The organism is Proteus hauseri (assembly GCF_004116975.1).
Classification (GTDB): Bacteria; Pseudomonadota; Gammaproteobacteria; order Enterobacterales; family Enterobacteriaceae; genus Proteus; species Proteus hauseri.
Genome location: NZ_CP026364.1, coordinates 2,297,930 through 2,314,963, shown reverse-complemented (window position 1 = coordinate 2,314,963; position 17,034 = coordinate 2,297,930). Strand labels below are relative to the sequence as shown.

General features: G+C 37.0%; 16 protein-coding genes. 12 read left to right on the top strand and 4 right to left on the bottom strand.

What is annotated here, in order from left to right; translation table 11 throughout:
* Positions 1-70: 70 nt before the first annotated feature.
* From PH4a_RS10535 to PH4a_RS10505, 7 genes are all read left to right on the top strand, one after another.
* Entirely contained in the window at positions 71-832 is a 762-nt protein-coding gene (locus tag PH4a_RS10535) for a nucleoside-specific channel-forming Tsx family protein (RefSeq protein WP_129039633.1), read from the top strand.
* A 495-nt stretch (positions 833-1,327) separates the two neighbouring features.
* A complete protein-coding gene (gene cyoA, locus PH4a_RS10530; protein WP_064719043.1) occupies positions 1,328-2,284 on the top strand; it encodes a cytochrome o ubiquinol oxidase subunit II in 957 nt (318 codons plus the stop codon).
* A gap of 4 nt (positions 2,285-2,288) precedes the next feature.
* Positions 2,289-4,271, top strand: coding sequence for a cytochrome o ubiquinol oxidase subunit I (gene cyoB / locus PH4a_RS10525; protein ID WP_129039631.1), 1,983 nt, complete (start codon positions 2,289-2,291; stop codon positions 4,269-4,271).
* The gene (locus tag PH4a_RS10520; RefSeq protein WP_064719041.1) at positions 4,271-4,882 is read left to right on the top strand and encodes a cytochrome o ubiquinol oxidase subunit III; all 612 of its coding nucleotides are present in this window, start codon (positions 4,271-4,273) and stop codon (positions 4,880-4,882) included. Before cyoB ends, PH4a_RS10520 begins: the two co-directional genes overlap by 1 nt.
* Positions 4,882-5,214 (top strand): cytochrome o ubiquinol oxidase subunit IV, encoded by a 333-nt coding sequence (locus tag PH4a_RS10515; RefSeq protein WP_064719040.1) that lies wholly within the window; start codon positions 4,882-4,884, stop codon positions 5,212-5,214. Before PH4a_RS10520 ends, PH4a_RS10515 begins: the two co-directional genes overlap by 1 nt.
* 11 nt (positions 5,215-5,225) lie before the next feature.
* A complete protein-coding gene (gene cyoE / locus PH4a_RS10510) occupies positions 5,226-6,110 on the top strand; it encodes a heme o synthase (RefSeq protein ID WP_129039629.1) in 885 nt (294 codons plus the stop codon).
* Between the two features lie 177 nt (positions 6,111-6,287).
* Positions 6,288-7,658, top strand: a complete 1,371-nt coding sequence (locus PH4a_RS10505) for an MFS transporter (RefSeq protein ID WP_129039627.1) — start codon at positions 6,288-6,290, stop codon at positions 7,656-7,658.
* A gap of 75 nt (positions 7,659-7,733) precedes the next feature.
* Here PH4a_RS10505 and PH4a_RS10500 read toward each other — a convergent pair whose 3' ends face one another.
* Positions 7,734-8,225: a YajQ family cyclic di-GMP-binding protein gene (locus PH4a_RS10500; protein WP_064719037.1), complete on the bottom strand. Its 492-nt coding sequence runs from the start codon at positions 8,223-8,225 to the stop codon at positions 7,734-7,736.
* 214 nt (positions 8,226-8,439) lie between these two features.
* Between PH4a_RS10500 and panE the strand changes: the two genes are divergently transcribed.
* Both panE and yajL read left to right on the top strand, forming a co-directional pair.
* Positions 8,440-9,360 carry a 2-dehydropantoate 2-reductase gene (panE, locus tag PH4a_RS10495; RefSeq protein ID WP_129039625.1) on the top strand — a complete coding sequence of 307 codons (921 nt, stop codon included), beginning with the start codon at positions 8,440-8,442 and terminating at the stop codon, positions 9,358-9,360.
* Positions 9,329-9,946, top strand: a complete 618-nt coding sequence (gene yajL / locus PH4a_RS10490) for a protein deglycase YajL (RefSeq protein WP_129039623.1) — start codon at positions 9,329-9,331, stop codon at positions 9,944-9,946. Before panE ends, yajL begins: the two co-directional genes overlap by 32 nt.
* A 49-nt stretch (positions 9,947-9,995) precedes the next feature.
* On the opposite strand, the gene PH4a_RS10485 is transcribed toward yajL, so the two are convergent.
* The 3 genes from PH4a_RS10485 to thiI form a co-directional block, all read right to left on the bottom strand.
* Positions 9,996-10,355 (bottom strand): hypothetical protein, encoded by a 360-nt coding sequence (locus tag PH4a_RS10485; protein ID WP_129039621.1) that lies wholly within the window; start codon positions 10,353-10,355, stop codon positions 9,996-9,998.
* A 7-nt stretch (positions 10,356-10,362) separates the two neighbouring features.
* Entirely contained in the window at positions 10,363-11,760 is a 1,398-nt protein-coding gene (locus PH4a_RS10480; RefSeq protein WP_129039619.1) for a hypothetical protein, read from the bottom strand.
* Between the two features lie 161 nt (positions 11,761-11,921).
* Positions 11,922-13,373 carry a tRNA uracil 4-sulfurtransferase ThiI gene (gene thiI / locus PH4a_RS10475; protein ID WP_129039617.1) on the bottom strand — a complete coding sequence of 484 codons (1,452 nt, stop codon included), beginning with the start codon at positions 13,371-13,373 and terminating at the stop codon, positions 11,922-11,924.
* Positions 13,374-13,573: 200 nt separating this feature from the next.
* On the opposite strand from thiI, the gene xseB reads away from it, so the two are divergent.
* The 3 genes from xseB to dxs all read left to right on the top strand — a co-directional run bounded on the left by xseB (position 13,574) and on the right by dxs (position 16,695).
* Complete coding sequence (gene xseB / locus PH4a_RS10470; protein WP_129039615.1) at positions 13,574-13,837, top strand: exodeoxyribonuclease VII small subunit; 264 nt, start codon at positions 13,574-13,576, stop codon at positions 13,835-13,837.
* Complete coding sequence (gene ispA / locus PH4a_RS10465) at positions 13,838-14,761, top strand: (2E,6E)-farnesyl diphosphate synthase (protein ID WP_129039613.1); 924 nt, start codon at positions 13,838-13,840, stop codon at positions 14,759-14,761.
* A 65-nt stretch (positions 14,762-14,826) separates the two neighbouring features.
* The gene (dxs, locus tag PH4a_RS10460) at positions 14,827-16,695 is read left to right on the top strand and encodes a 1-deoxy-D-xylulose-5-phosphate synthase (protein WP_129039611.1); all 1,869 of its coding nucleotides are present in this window, start codon (positions 14,827-14,829) and stop codon (positions 16,693-16,695) included.
* The last annotated feature ends 339 nt before the right edge of the window (positions 16,696-17,034 follow it).

Below are 17,034 nucleotides of genomic sequence, written 5' to 3'. Positions count from 1 at the left end.
ATAATTCCAAAATAAATAAAAAAACAAATTCACCTTAATTATAATCCATCAATAAATTTGAAGTTAATTTATGATAAAAGAAACGTCTTTATTTGTTATCGCAACTATATTTTCATTATCAGCTCAAGCCAACTATTTAGGGGGATTCGCTAGTAGCAGTATTAACTATCTTGATTGGACACAACACACAACACACAAAACAGGCAATACTACGCATAAAGATGATTTTGCTTACTTAGAACTAGAAGGCGGCGTTAATTTTTCATGGGGTGAGTTTTATGGATTTTTTGATTTAGAGAATCCATTTAATCACCGAATCACTCAACCAGGACATAATCAACGCTATGCAACGAAAACAACTGGGCGTATTTATCTAGGAAAGAGTAATTTTAATTTTTATGGCCACGTCTATGGTGTCTGGTCACTACCAAGTCAAAAATATGGAGGGAATTTTCATGAAATAAATACACTTTATGGGATTGGTTATAATACCCAATTTGCTAATTTATGGTTTAAACCTTTTATTGCCTTTCATTATGTTGACCAAACTTTTTATTCTGGTAACAACGGCTATGTGGCAGGTTGGATTGCTGGATATGATTTTTCTTTATATCAGCAAAAGTTTAGCCTGACTAATTGGCATGAAATGGAGTTTAACCGTAATAAAAATTATGGCAATGGAGGGAAAAATGGATTTAATGGCGCTTTAGCATTTTGGTGGCACGTAACTCCTTCTATTACTACTGGTGTTCAATATCGTTATGCGTATAAAAAGTTAGGAGAAAACTTCTTACAAGACGGTATTGTTTATAGCTTAAAATATAACTTTTAATAACTAATTGTTAATTTTTATTACGGTGGATGTCTATTTATCCGCTGTAATGTCTTTTTCACTATTAATAGGCATTATTCTTGTAAGATATTTAAACTCGATAAAAAGATATATTTCAATACTAAACTTCAAGTTATAACCAAATAGTGACATTAAACATCAGCATAACGAAAATACACTTCATCAACTCTCCTCCGACCTCCAATTGAATATTTTTCAAACAAAACACCATTTCTTACACTTTTTTCTACGATTTTATTTGTAAAAATATGTATTTATTTTAGAAACATGTTATTTTATGAAAATCTCGTTAATATCCAATAATTAAATTAACATTTACGTAATAGTTTGATTACTTGTGATCACATTAACACAAAAGACCAACCATTCACCTACTTACCATTACAATTGTTTACACTGCCGCAACCTTACCGTAAAATGTCCTTACTGATACTGATGAAACAACAATAGAACCTTTGTCATTTGGGTCGTTGGATGAGACTTATGAAATACATAAAAAGTATTGGGACACTCTCGCTATTAGCAGCTGCACTTTTACTCAGTGGCTGTGACATGGCGTTAATGAATCCCAAAGGCGCTATCGGCGCTGAACAAAAAACATTAATCCTTATCGCTCTTGGCTTAATGTTAATTGTTGTGATACCGGTAATTGTGATGGTGATCGTTTTTGCTTATCGCTACCGTGAATCCAATACTAAAGCCACTTATAGCCCAAACTGGGCTCACTCAAATAAAATTGAACTCGTCGTTTGGACTGTGCCAATTATCATTATCGTGATTTTGGCGAGCATTACATGGAAAACAACCCATGAGCTTGATCCTTATAAACCACTAGATTCAACAGTAAAACCAATTACTATTGAAGTTATTTCAATGGATTGGAAATGGTTATTTGTCTACCCAGAACAAGGTATCGCTACAGTTAATGAACTGGCTTTCCCTACTAATGTTCCTATTAATTTCAAAATCACATCTGACTCTGTAATGAACTCATTCTTTATTCCTCGCTTAGGTGGCCAAATCTATGCGATGGCAGGAATGCAGACCAAACTCCATCTTATTGCAAATGAGCCTGGTGAATATCAAGGTATGTCAGCAAGCTATAGTGGACATGGCTTCTCTGATATGAAATTTACTGCAATAGCAACGCCTGATCAGGCGGGTTTTGATGCGTGGGTTGAGAAAGTAAAACAATCATCAGATACATTAAATACGACCGCTGCATTTGATGAACTTGCTAAACCAAGCCAGAAAAATCCAGTGACCTACTATTCAAGCGTGAAGCCAATGTTATTCCAAGAGACCATATCTAAATTTGGACACACTGGACATGGTGCTCACGGTGGCAACGATCAGACAGCACAACAGCACTCTGATGCGGCGATGAATATGAACATGAGCCATGCGGCACATGCAGGAGCAGAGGAATAAAAGCATGTTCGGAAAATTAACTCTCGATGCAATCCCGCTACACGAACCAATTATTATTATTACATTAATTGGTATCGTTCTGGGTGGGCTTGCTGTTGTTGGCGCTTTAACTTACTTTCGTAAATGGAAATGGTTATGGAGCGAGTGGTTAACCAGCGTTGACCACAAAAAAATTGGTATTATGTATATTATCGTAGCGATGGTCATGATGTTCCGTGGCTTTGCCGATGCGATAATGATGAGAAGCCAACAGGCGCTCGCCTCTGCGGGTGAAGCAGGCTTCTTACCGCCACATCATTATGATCAAATCTTTACAGCTCACGGCGTTATCATGATTTTCTTCATGGCAACCCCTTTTGTTGTTGGTTTGATGAACCTTGTCGTTCCACTACAAATTGGTGCGCGTGACGTTGCATTCCCATTCTTAAACTCATTGAGCTTCTGGTTCTTTGTTGTCGGCGTGCTGCTTATCAACATCTCTTTGGGTATTGGTGAATTTGCACAGACAGGTTGGTTAGCATATCCGCCACTTTCTGGTTTGGAATACAATCCGGGGGTCGGGGTCGATTATTGGATATGGAGTTTACAGATATCCGGTATTGGTACGCTACTAACAGGTGTTAACTTCTTCGCGACTATCTTGCGTATGCGTGCACCAGGTATGAGCATGATGAAAATGCCAGTATTCTCATGGGCAGCGTTATGTACTAACGTCCTGATTATTGCTGCATTCCCAATTTTGACCGTCACTATCACCCTACTCACTTTAGACCGCTATCTTGGTACGCATTTCTTTACCAATGATATGGGCGGTAACATGATGATGTACATCAACCTAGTTTGGGCTTGGGGTCATCCAGAAGTTTACATTCTTGTTCTACCTGTCTTCGGTGTTTTCTCTGAAGTAACAGCAACATTCTCGAAAAAACGGCTATTTGGTTATACCTCATTAGTAGGTGCGACCGTGGTTATTACCGTATTGTCATTTATTGTTTGGCTACACCACTTCTTTACTATGGGATCGGGTGCAAACGTCAATGCCTTCTTTGGTATAGCCACTATGATTATCGCAATACCTACCGGGGTTAAAATCTTCAACTGGTTGTTTACGATGTACCAAGGTCGCATTGAGTATAAAAGCCCAATGTTATGGACTATCGGCTTCCTGATCACTTTTTCTGTCGGCGGGATGACAGGTGTTTTATTAGCCGTTCCTGGTGCAAACTTCGTTTTACACAACAGCCTATTTTTAATTGCGCACTTCCATAACGTTATTATTGGTGGTGTTGTCTTTGGTTGTTTCGCGGGTATGACTTACTGGTTCCCTAAAGCATTTGGCTTCACACTAAATGAAAAATGGGGTATCCGTGCATTCTGGTTCTGGTTTATCGGCTTCTTTATGGCATTTATGCCACTGTATATCCTTGGTTTTATGGGTATGACTCGTCGTTTAAGCCAAAACATCAATCCAGAATTTAACCCAATGCTACTCGTTGCTGCTGGTGGTGCGGTGCTGATTGCTATCGGTATTGCATGTCAAGTAGTACAAATTTACGTTAGTATCCGTGACCGCCATGAAAACCGCGATTTAACCGGTGACCCGTGGGGTGGGCGTACTCTGGAATGGTCAATCTCTTCTCCAGCACCTTTCTACAACTTCGCTACAGAACCACAAGTTAAAACTCGTGATGATTGGTGGGATCAAAAAGAAAAAGGTACTGCTTATCAACGCCCTGCTAAATATGAGCCAATCCACATGCCTAAAAACACAAGTGCAGGTGTGATTATTTCGGCATTTAGCTTAGTACTTGGTTTTGCCATGATCTGGCATATCTGGTGGTTAGCTATCGTTGGCTTCGCTGGCATGATCGTGACTTGGATCGTTAAGAGCTTTGATACTGATGTTGATTACTACGTTCAAGTCCCAGAGATTGAAGCTATCGAGAATAAGCATTATGAAGAACTGAAAGAAGCAGGTGTGAAATAATGTCTACTCAAACTGTAAATAACGCAAACGCCCATGAGCATCATGGGCATCACGATGCAGGAGCAACGAAAGTATTCGGCTTCTGGATCTACTTAATGAGCGACCTTATTCTGTTTGCTAGCTTATTCGCAACTTATGCGGTGCTTGTTAACGGAATTGCAGATGGCCCATCAGGTAAAGAAATTTTTAGCTTACCTTTTGTTTTGGTAGAAACCTTCTTACTGTTGTTTAGTAGTATTACTTTTGGTTTTGCCATGCTGAGCATGAATAAAGGTAGTGTCAGCCGAGTTAATCTTTGGTTATTTGTCACTTTCTTATTCGGTTTAGGTTTTGTCATCATGGAAGTCTATGAATTCCATGAATTAATCGCAGAAGGTTATGGTCCTGACCGTAGCGCATTCTTATCAGCTTTCTTTGCTTTAGTTTCAACGCATGGTCTTCACGTTACTGCGGGATTAATTTGGATTGTAATCATGATGATCCAAGTTTCACGTCGCGGTCTAACTGAAGTAAACCGTACCCGTTTAAGCTGTTTAAGCCTGTTCTGGCACTTCCTTGACGTTGTCTGGATCTGTGTCTTCACCGTAGTTTATCTGATGGGGGCTATGTAATGAGTCATTCTAATACCTCTCCTTCAGGCGCAAGCCACGGCAGTATGAAGTCTTATCTGATTGGCTTTATTCTGTCAGTTATCCTTACCGTTATTCCTTTTTGGATGGTAATGGAAGGAACAGCAACACCAGCAACTATTCTGTGGACTGTCGTCGGCATGGCTGTCGTGCAAATTGTGGTTCATTTAGTTTGTTTCTTACATATGAACACTTCTTCAGAAGAGCGTTGGAACGTTACTGCATTCTTGTTCACACTGCTTATTATCGGTATTGTCGTAGTAGGCTCGCTGTGGATTATGTACAACCTGAACATCAATATGATGATGGATTAAGGGTTGTTATTATGATTAAGCAATACCTACAAGTCACCAAACCAGGAATTATCTTCGGTAATTTAATTTCTGTTATCGGTGGTTTCCTTCTCGCCTCTAAAGGTGAGATTGATTACCCCCTCTTTTTCGCGACTTTACTTGGGGTATCTCTGGTCGTTGCTTCTGGTTGTGTTTTTAACAACTATATTGACCGTGATATTGACCGTATCATGGAAAGAACGAAGAACCGCCCATTAGTTAAAGGATTGATCGATCCACAAGTTAGTCTTATTTATGCTGCCATATTAGGTATTGCAGGTGTTGTACTGCTCTATGTAGCCGCAAATCCACTTGCTATGTATATCGCTGTATTTGGCTTTATTATTTATGTAGGGGTATATAGCCTTTATATGAAGCGTAAATCTGTTTATGGCACCCTAATCGGAAGCTTATCTGGCTCTGCTCCACCAGTTATCGGCTATTGTGCTGTCAGTGGTGAGTTTGATGCTGGTGCGATGATCTTGCTATTAATCTTTAGCTTGTGGCAAATGCCTCATTCTTACGCTATCGCTATATTTCGTTTTAAAGACTACCAAGCTGCGAACATTCCTGTATTACCTGTTATAAAAGGTATTTCAGTCGCGAAACGCCATATCATTCTTTATATTTTAGCGTTTATGATTGCAACATTAATGCTAACGCTGGTGGGTTACGCCGGTTATAAATACCTGATTGTGGCTTCAGCTGTCAGTATTTGGTGGTTAGGCATGGCGTTATCAGGCTATAAAGCGACTAATGATAAAGTATGGGCACGAAAATTATTTATTTTCTCTATCGTTGCCATTACTTCGCTTAGCGTGATGATGTCTGTTGATCCAACAAGTTCAACCGAAACTGTATTTGCATATCTAAGATAATGCATTTTCAATAGATAGCTTAAATAATGCCAGTCAGAGTCTGACTGGCATTTTCTTTATTATTTATTACGGTTTAAAGTCGTATCAGTACAGTTTTGTCTTTTTTGAATACCATTTATTGATTAACCTCACCAAGAAATGTCATTACAATGAGGTATCAGTAATATGAGGTAATCCATGAATGATAATAAAATGACCCCACTAGAGCGCAAAGCAACTTGGGGGCTAGGGACTGTTTTCTCTCTTCGCATGCTCGGCATGTTTATGGTACTTCCAGTTTTAACCACTTATGGGCTCCAGCTACAACACGCAACAGAATCACTTATCGGATTAGCTATTGGTATTTATGGTTTAACACAAGCTATTTTTCAAATTCCATTTGGTTTTTTCTCTGATAAATTCGGCCGAAAACCAATGATTATTTTCGGTCTGATTATCTTTATTTTAGGTAGTCTAATTGCTGCGTTAAGTGACAATATTTACGGCATTATTATTGGCCGAGCATTACAAGGTGCTGGGGCAATTTCTGCTGCTGTAATGGCCTTATTATCAGACTTAACCAGAGAACAAAATCGGACTAAAGCCATGGCATTTATTGGTATTAGTTTTGGTATTACCTTTGCTTTAGCTCTGGTTTTAGGCCCTATTTTGGCCAACATTGTTGGCTTAAATGGTCTATTTTGGGGGATTGCGCTACTCGCTTTCTGCGGTATCATTATTACTTTATTCACAGTACCTAATAGTGAAAATCATATTCTTAACCGCGAGTCGGGTTTTGTTCGTGGTAGTGTAAAAAAAGTCTTATTTGATGCACAACTTCTTAAGCTCAATACAGGTATTTTCTCTCTGCATACTTTGTTAATGGCAGCATTTGTCGCACTTCCTTTAGTCATGAGCAAAGCGGGTTTGGCACCAGAAAAACATTGGATTGTTTATCTGGTAACAATGCTAATTGCATTTATTACTGTTTTGCCTTTTATTATTTATGCAGAGAAAAAACGTAAAATGAAACAGATCTTTTTGTTCTGTATTTTTTTACTCATTATTGCTCAAGTAATTTTAATTAGCTCTGGTTCAACACTATGGTTAATTATTGCAGGGATCCAAGTCTTCTTTATTGGCTTTAATATTATGGAAGCTTTATTACCTTCACTTATTAGCAAAGAAGCCCCTGCCGGTTATAAAGGTACAGCAATGGGAATTTATTCCACCAGCCAATTTCTAGGTGTTGCATTAGGCGGTATTTTAGGTGGATGGTTATATCAACATTATAATGCACCAATTGTCTTTGGCGGTTGTTTGCTTATTGCCATTATGTGGTTTGCTATTAGCTTAACATTACGCCAACCACCTTATGTCAGTAGCTTGCGAGTCGAACTACCAACAGGTTTATCGCTAATACAACAGCAACAACTTCAACAATTATTTAGTCAACAACCGGGGGTCAATGAAGTTGTTATTATTGCAAATGAGCAAAGCGCTTATATTAAAGTTGATACCAAACAGACCCCAAGAGCCACATTAGAATCTTTAGTGCTTTCTGTTTAATAAATAGCTGTAGAGTGTAAATAAACAATAGAAATGAAAACGCGCTGGTAAACAGCGCATTTCTTTATGACAAAATTAATCGCGGAAATTATTAAATTGAAAAGGTTGCCCTAATTCACCCTCTCGCACTAATTTCATCACACCTTGTAAATCATCGCGAGATTTACCAGTAACACGAACTTGTTCACCTTGGATTTGAGCCTGAACTTTCAATTTACTGTCTTTAATGAGTTTAACAATTTTCTTTGCCAGCGCTGCATCAATGCCCTGCTTTAATGTCGCTTCTACGCTATACATTTTTCCGCTGTGAGTCATCTCTTCAGGGATATTCAACACGGCACCATCGATCCCTCTTTTTGCCATTTTCTCACGCAGAATATCTAATAACTGCTGAACCTGAAACTCAGATACACTGGTTGTTTTAACGGATTCTGTTTTTTCGTTTAGCTCAAAGCTAGCCTCAACATTACGAAAATCCCAACGAGTCGTCAGTTCACGTTGTGCGTTTTCAACCGCATTACGCACTTCATGTAAGTCAACTTCAGATACAATATCAAAAGATGGCATTCTTTCTTCCTCAATAAATAAATACAACCCGAATAATAGCTGTTTTTAAGGCAGCAAAAAAGTATTGAGCACCGAATAGCACTCTTTATTGATCATTTGAAAGCAAACATACTTTAAACAGCCAAGCTTAATCAATGATATAATTTTCATGACAACGCGGTTGGATAAATAATGCATAGCCACCTGTTTGCCATTTAACAGGAGAAAAGACTCAATGAAAATTACCGTATTAGGATGTGGTTCAATAGGTAAACTTTGGATTGCCGCACTCACACTTCAATCGCATGAAGTACAAGGATGGCTTAGAGTTCCTCAACCTTTTTTAGAGGTAAATGTAGACTCCATTAAAGGTCATGCATTTAATCAACGTATTTTTGCTAATCAAAAAGAAGTATTAAAAGAGTGTGAATTACTTATTGTTTGCCTAAAATCTTGGCAAGTTTCAGATGCCGTTAATAACCTTTTACCTCATCTTTCTGCACAATGTCCTATTCTATTAATTCACAATGGAATGGGAACTATCGATGAACTTCCTGTCTCTGAAACCCCGACAGCTAGAGCTATTTTACAAGGTGTCATTACACATGGTGCTTACCAGCAAGGACAAGATGTTATTCATTCAGCAGAAGGTATCACCCATATAGGACCTCTTAATTTTGCTGCTCGCCAATATAGTTTTTTAGCAGAAATCTTACACCACGCACTTCCTGATGTAGCTTGGCACAATGATATCCATACTATTAGCTGGCTCAAGCTAGCCGTAAATTGTGTTATTAATCCTTTAACTGTTTTTTATCAATGTCGAAATGGTGATTTACTCCGTTACCCCGAACATATTCAAACAGTATGTGATGAGGTTTACCAAGTAATGGAAAGAGAAGGCGTTATTCCAACTTCAAAGATGCATTTACATGGCTATATTATTGATACAATAGAACAAACTGCTAATAATTATTCATCCATGTATCAAGATATAAAATATCAGCGTCACACAGAAATCGATTACATTACAGGTTATCTATTACGTCGCGCATCAGAGCAAGGGCTCGTATTGCCAGAAAATAACCGTCTTTTTCAATTTATAAAACAAAAGGAAGGCAATTATGACCATATCAGCACTCATCTGCCTAGCTAATGGCAGTGAAGAAACTGAAGTTGTTACGACAGCAGATTTATTGATTAGAGCGGGAATCAAAGTTGTATTAGCCAGCGCTGAAGATGACGTTGATGAATTAATTATTACTTGTTCACGAGGTATCAAGCTTGTCGCGGATGCGCCACTTGTTCGAGTAGTTGATCATCACTATGATGCGATAATCTTACCCGGTGGATTACAAGGCTCTGAAACATTAAAAGACAGCCCATTAGTGGTTGAAAAAGTGCGCCGTATGCACAGCGAAAATAAACTTGTTGCGGCTATCTGCGCAGCTCCCGCGATTATTCTTGAACATCATAATATTTTTCCTATTGGAAATATGACGGGATTTCCTGCATTAAAGAATAAAATATCGCCAAAGAAATGGGTTGATTACCGTGTTTATTTTGATGAAAGAGTCAACTTAATTACTAGCCAAGCACCGGCAACGTCTATTGATTTTGCGCTAAAAATTATTGAGCGTTTAAAAGGCAAAGAAACTGCAGCCGAAGTCGCCAAACAACTTGTATTACCACCAGGTATTTATAATTATCAAGATGAATTCACCGGTTTTGGAGATAAGTAATTTATTATAACCGCTAATATCTATTCTTACTTTAGTGGTTATAAATTTATTAATTGATTAATCTTAAATATTGTTCTTTTTTTATGATAATCTGTAAGTGCCCTTTATATTCTTCTATCTTACCAAATCCACATACTTTTTTATTTTCTAATAAAAATAACGAACCAATTTTTTTATTAAACATATCTAAATCACTCTTCCAAATTAAAAAAGTAATATTTTGATTTGGATATTTATTGTCTAAATTTATTAATATTCGTTTATTTAGATCTCTTACTTCAAAAACAACGCCACAAACTAACAGTGATTCATTTACATGAAATGGCGCTTTATTAGCATTAATTGATGAGCTAGCAAAAGCTGTTGGTATTGATAGCAAAACAACTAATATTATTTTAAAGAAATTCATGATTATCTTACCCCCTTAACTGTGATTTTTCTTTCAAAGTAATTCTTGGAATTCCATTATACTCACTAACAATACCGTTAATACATATTGGCTTATCCAAATTCAAATTAATTCCGCTAAACTCTCTTGCATTATCATCCCATATAACTGCATTAAACAATATATTAGGGTAATGGCTATCAATATTTAACAAGGTCATTGTATTAAATGATTTTATTTGTTCTAATTTTCCACAAACTATTTTTTCTTCACCTATATAATTATAGGCTTCACTTGCTGATATTGTTTCTTCTATTACCAGTGGAACATATTGCTTTTCATCTTCTATATCAATCAGTTGACTCTCTTTGTTCCCTGTCAAAAAAACAGAATTATTATCATGATTAATTTTATTTTCTATCGTTTTATTATCATAAAGATATATAGCAGAAATAATAACAATAAATAATGCTGAGAAAGAAAAAAGAAGTGAAATTTTATTTTGTTTTTGTGATTTTTCTTTATTTTCATCTAATAGCTTTATTATATTATTTTTAAATTCATTGTTTTTTTCTTCACTTAGTGTGCCCAGTGCTTCATTAGGTTTTATTCCTATTAATTCACCAAGTGCGACACTCGTTATTTTATCTTTTTCTGTTTCAGATAACTTCTCGTTTTCTTCCACCAATGTTATTACTTTGTCATTTGATGAAAATTGTTTTCTCTCTACATCATTTAGACCTTTTCTAAATAAATCTAATTCATGTAATGTTTTTTCTCTTAACGACTGTGTAATTAAAGTAATCTTCTGTTGTTCTTCTAGTTTTGCTTTTAATTTAAGGTTAAAGTTAATAATTTTATTTTTTTCTTTTAAAATATCGTCTACTTTTTCTTTATGTTCTTTTAATTGTGATATTTCCAATATTTTTTCATTAAGTCTTAATTCTAAATCTGTCCTATAGTTTATTTCTTTAATTTTATCTTCCAGTGCTTTTGAATAATCAATTTCTTGTTTTAATAATTCATTTCTAATTTCATTAATAACAAAGTTAGGTTGATAACGCCATTGTTGATTAGAGTATCTTAATAACATACAGCCTACATTTTTAAGCAATGCATTTTGTCTTTTTAATAAGTCTCCAAAACTATAATAATCAATTGCATTATTATGTGATTGTATTTTGGATAGGCCATCAACTTCTATTGCTAAACGAATTCCTTTGCTTTCATCTAATACCATAAAATCTATGCGACGAGATCGATTATCTTGGTCTTTAAATGGAAATTGAGCTTGCAAATGGCAAGCTTTTAATTCCAGTATTTGACTCAGAATTTTCTCTACAAATAAAACTTCATAGTTAGCAGGATGCGTCATTAAATGACTGTTTTTATTTATCCATTCTTGCCATTCACTCGATATAGACATATTTATGCAATTACTCATAAACACAAATTAATCTATAAATTTTACTTATATTAAAATTAAAGTCTATATTAATTAAGTATTCTCTATCATCACCGTTATAAAACAAAAAAAGCCACTTTATTAGTGGCTTTTAAATTTGGCAGATTAAAAAGTTTATTGCGCTACTTTTTACGATAAACTTTTACGTTATCAAAGCCTTGCTCGCGTAAATAAAGTGCCTGTAAACGACTCATCATACCGCGATCACAGTAGAGTAAATATGTTTTTTCTTTATTTAAATCACCAAATTGAGTACCTAATTTATAGAAAGGTAACTCTTGAACTTCAACGCCGTCGAGTTTCAGTGGTAAGCTCTCTTGTTCTTCTGGAGAACGAATATCCAAAACAACATTGTTAGCTGTAAATTCAGAAACTGTTTCAACTTCAACCACTTGCTGTACAGTTTCTTCAGCAATACGACGGATATCCATATTTTTAGCATTTTCAACAACCGTATCTAAAATAGCAAAATCGAATTTTTCTTCTTCCGCTTCTATTTTCTCTTTAACAGCTTTTACGGTTGGACTTTTTGAAATAACACCACAGAATTCTGGCATGGTTCGTGCGAAATCTTCAGTACCTATTTGGCGCGCAATATTAATAATATTTTCTTTATCATGTGTAATCAGTGGACGCAAAATTAAAGTGTCTGTCGCATTATCAATCAAACGTAGGTTTGTTAATGTTTGACTAGAAACTTGACCTAATGCTTCACCTGTTACTATCGCCTGCACACCATAACGCTCTGCAACACGTGATGCCGCACGTACCATCATACGCTTAAGTACAACACCCATTTGGCCATCATCAATTTTTTCTAAAATTTCTGCGACAACAGGCTCAAAATCAACGGCAACAAAATGTACTTTATGAGAACGACCAAAGCGATTCCATAAATAGTGAGCAACTTGTTTAACACCAATTTCGTGAGCAGAACCACCTAAATTAAAGAAACAATAGTGAACCCGGCTACCACGACGTATCAGCATATAACTTGAGACACCAGAGTCATAACCACCAGAAATCAGCGATAAAACATCTTCTTGGGTACCAATAGGGAAACCACCAATACCTTCGTATCGTGCATTAACTAAAATAAGTTTATCGTCTTCAATTTCTAAATTAATAGTGACATCAGGACGCGTTAATTTAACTTTTGCACTTTCAACATGCTGATTAAAACCACCACCGACATAACGCTCAACTTCATTTGAAGTAAAGCTATGTTTGCCGCGACGCTTAGCGCGAACACAGAACGTTTTATTTTCAACTAAATGCCCAAATGCAGCAAATGTTTGCTCAAAAATATGGTGTAAATCGGTATAGCTATGCTCTTCAACTTGTAAAAAATGATGGATACCCGGAATTCGAGTTAATGCATCACAAACATCAGCACTTTTACTTTCATCTTTACTTACTACGATAATATTGTCCCAATTACGAACAACTGTAGTATCCTCACCTAACGTGCTTAATACATTACGAATATTACTAGTAAGAATTTTGATAAAACGTAAACGTACAGAAGGGCTTTTGATTGTGATTTCTGGAAATAATTTAATAATAAACTTCATAGTCAATTAGTCATAGGTTATTAAGTAGATACATAAACTACAGTGATGTTGATTGACTGGAGTTTATAAAAGTCACAAAGTATATCACCAATATTTAGGGCTCACCCGCAAAAATCACTGACTGAATAAGAAATTTTCTGCTTAAGTGTAGTAAGATGATCGCTATTATTCAGCTAACATGCTTTATTATCAGAAATATTATGGCTAAAAAAACGACATCTATTAACGAAGACATCGCACAAGTACCAAGCTTTGAAGCATCAATGCAAGAACTTGAGCAAATAGTTAACCGCTTAGAATCAGGTGAATTGCCTTTAGAAGAGGCGCTCAATGAGTTTGAACACGGCGTTCGTCTAGCCCGTGTTGGACAGAAAACCTTACAAGATGCCGAGCAACGCGTTCGTATCCTTCTAAAAGAGGACGACAATTCTGCTCCTGATGAATTTATCCAAGAGGCTGAATAATTGAGTAACGCTATTTCAAATTCGGATACATTCCGTCAAAAATTACATTTAGCGCATCAACGTGTCGATGATGCATTAAATCAAGCACTATCAGCACTTCCTTTCACCGATATGCCATTAGGCAAAGCCATGCACTATGGTGCTCTTTTAGGTGGCAAACGCTTACGCCCTTTTCTTGTTTATACTGTCGGTGAAATGTTTAAAGTTCCTACTGTTAATCTTGATGCTCCCGCGGCAGCTGTTGAGTGTATTCATGCTTATTCACTTATTCATGATGACCTGCCAGCAATGGATAACGATGACCTACGCCGCGGTAAACCTACTTGTCATATTGAATTTGGTGAAGCCAATGCCATTTTAGCCGGTGATGCTTTACAAACTTTAGCTTTTGATATTTTAGCCAAGAATTCAATGCCAGATGTTACTATGTCAGATCGCATTGCTATGATTTCAGAATTAGCAACAGCCAGTGGCCTTGCGGGTATGTGTGGTGGTCAAGCACTTGATCTTGATGCTGAAGATAAATCAGTAGATTTAGTCTCTCTTGAAAAAATCCATTTGCATAAAACGGGTGCATTAATTCGTGCCGCAGTTCGCCTTGGCGCATTTAGTGCGGGCCAAAAAGGTCATGATGTTTTACCCGCTTTAGATAAATATGCGCACTCCATTGGACTAGCCTTTCAAGTGCAAGATGACATTTTAGATGTTATTGGTAGCACAGAAGAGACCGGAAAACGCCAAGGAAGTGATCAAGAATCGGGTAAAAGTACTTATCCTGCATTACTTGGTTTAGAGCAAGCTCAAAAGAAAGCACAAGAATTGTATAATGAAGCATTGGATGCTTTAGCGTTTCTAGAGCAATACGAGTACGATACAACCACGCTTAAACAATTAGCGAGTTTTATCGTTGAACGGAAAAACTAATAAAAAATAAAGAGAGCAGCTTACCTGTTCTTTCCCTATTTAAGTGATTAATTAATAGGCATCACATGAGCATTGATATCGAAAAATATCCCACACTGGCGTTAGTTGATACTCCTGAAGATTTGCGCCTTTTACCAAAAGAGAGTTTACCCAAACTCTGTGATGAGCTAAGGCTATTTCTTCTTAACAGTGTCAGCCGCTCAAGTGGTCACTTCGCCTCAGGTTTAGGTGCTATTGAGTTAACCGTTGCCCTTCATTATGTCTATAAAACACCTTTTGATAACCTTATCTGGGATGTTGGACACCAAGCCTACCCACATAAGATCTTAACAGGTCGCCGTGATCGTATTGATACTATTCGCCAAAAAAATGGTTTACATCCATTCCCTTGGCGCGAGGAGAGTGAATACGACAAACTTTGTGTCGGTCACTCATCTACCTCGATTAGTGCGGGTCTTGGAATGGCTGTTGCAGCCGAACAAGAAAATCTAGGCAGAAAAACAGTCTGTGTTATTGGTGATGGTGCAATCACCGCAGGTATGGCTTTTGAAGCAATGAATCATGCGGGTGATATTGAACCAGATATGTTGGTTGTGCTTAACGATAATGAAATGTCAATTTCAGAAAACGTAGGTGCTCTAAATAATCACCTAGCGCAACTACTTTCAGGCAAACTGTACACCACCTTACGCGAAGGTGGGAAAAAAGTTTTTTCTGGTATTCCGCCAATTAAAGAATTACTGAAAAAAACTGAAGAACACATTAAAGGCATGGTGGTTCCCGGTACCATGTTTGAAGAATTGGGCTTTAATTATATAGGGCCTGTTGATGGTCATGATGTCATCGCATTAGTACAAACATTAACCAATATGCGTGATTTAAAAGGCCCTCAATTACTGCATATTATGACCAAGAAAGGTCGTGGTTATGCGCCAGCAGAACGAGACCCAATTAGCTGGCACGCAGTACCTAAATTTGATCCACAAACAGGGACACTACCTAAAACCCCTAATGCACGCCCAACATTCTCCAAAATATTTGGTGAATGGTTATGTGAAGAAGCAGCCTCTGATCCTAAATTAATGGCAATTACCCCTGCAATGCGCGAAGGCTCAGGTATGGTACGCTTCTCTAAAGAGTACCCTGAACAATATTTTGATGTAGCGATAGCAGAGCAACATGCAGTGACTTTTGCCGCAGGTTTAGCTATAGGTGGTTATAAACCTGTTGTGGCTATTTACTCAACCTTTTTACAGCGTGCTTACGACCAAGTTATCCATGACATTGCCATCCAAAAATTACCCGTTCTTTTTGCTATTGACCGGGGTGGAATTGTCGGTGCTGATGGTCAAACTCACCAAGGTGCTTTTGATCTCTCATTCTTACGCTGTATACCTAATATGGTCATAATGGCACCAAGTGATGAAAACGAATGTCGCCAAATGCTTCATACTGGGTATCAGTATCAAGAAGGCCCTGTCGCTGTTCGATATCCAAGAGGCTCAAGTATTGGTGCTGAGTTACAACCTCTTTCAACATTACCCATTGGTAAAGGCATTATTCGTCGCCAAGGTAAAGGTATTGCTATTCTTAACTTCGGTACACTACTTCCAGAAGCCTTAGAAGCAGCAGAAAAACTTGATGCAACAGTTGTGGATATGCGCTTTATTAAACCACTCGATAAATCACTTATTCTGTCATTAGCACAACAACACGATACACTTGTTACGCTAGAAGAAAATGCAATTATGGGTGGAGCAGGTAGTGGTGTTAATGAACTGCTAATGCAAGAACGTTGCTTAGTACCGGTCTTAAACTTAGGCATTCCTGATCTTTTTGTACCACAAGGCGGACAAGAAGAGATCAGAGCCGATTTAAAACTTGATGCTAAAGGCATTGAAGAATCCATTATCACTTATAACCTAACGAATTGATTTATAAGCTTTAAAAGTCGCTCCTATTTTATAAACAGGAGCGACTAATTAAAATCTTAGCCACTTCTCCTTTAACTTTCTTTTAAAAAATTACCCTCTAGTATCGTAATAATTAATTCTTAATAACCGACACAAAATATAATACCACTAATAATAATCACGATAGAAAATTACATTTAAAGTTGAATCCATTCAGCGTTAATTTTTTCAATTAGTTATATTTTCCTTTCTTTTTGCTTGCTAACGAAACGTTTCGATCTTGCTCACAATTCAAATAACTCCCGCTTGTTTTCTACCTTTTATTTTCTAGTATATGTATAGCGAAACGTTTCGCTGAGG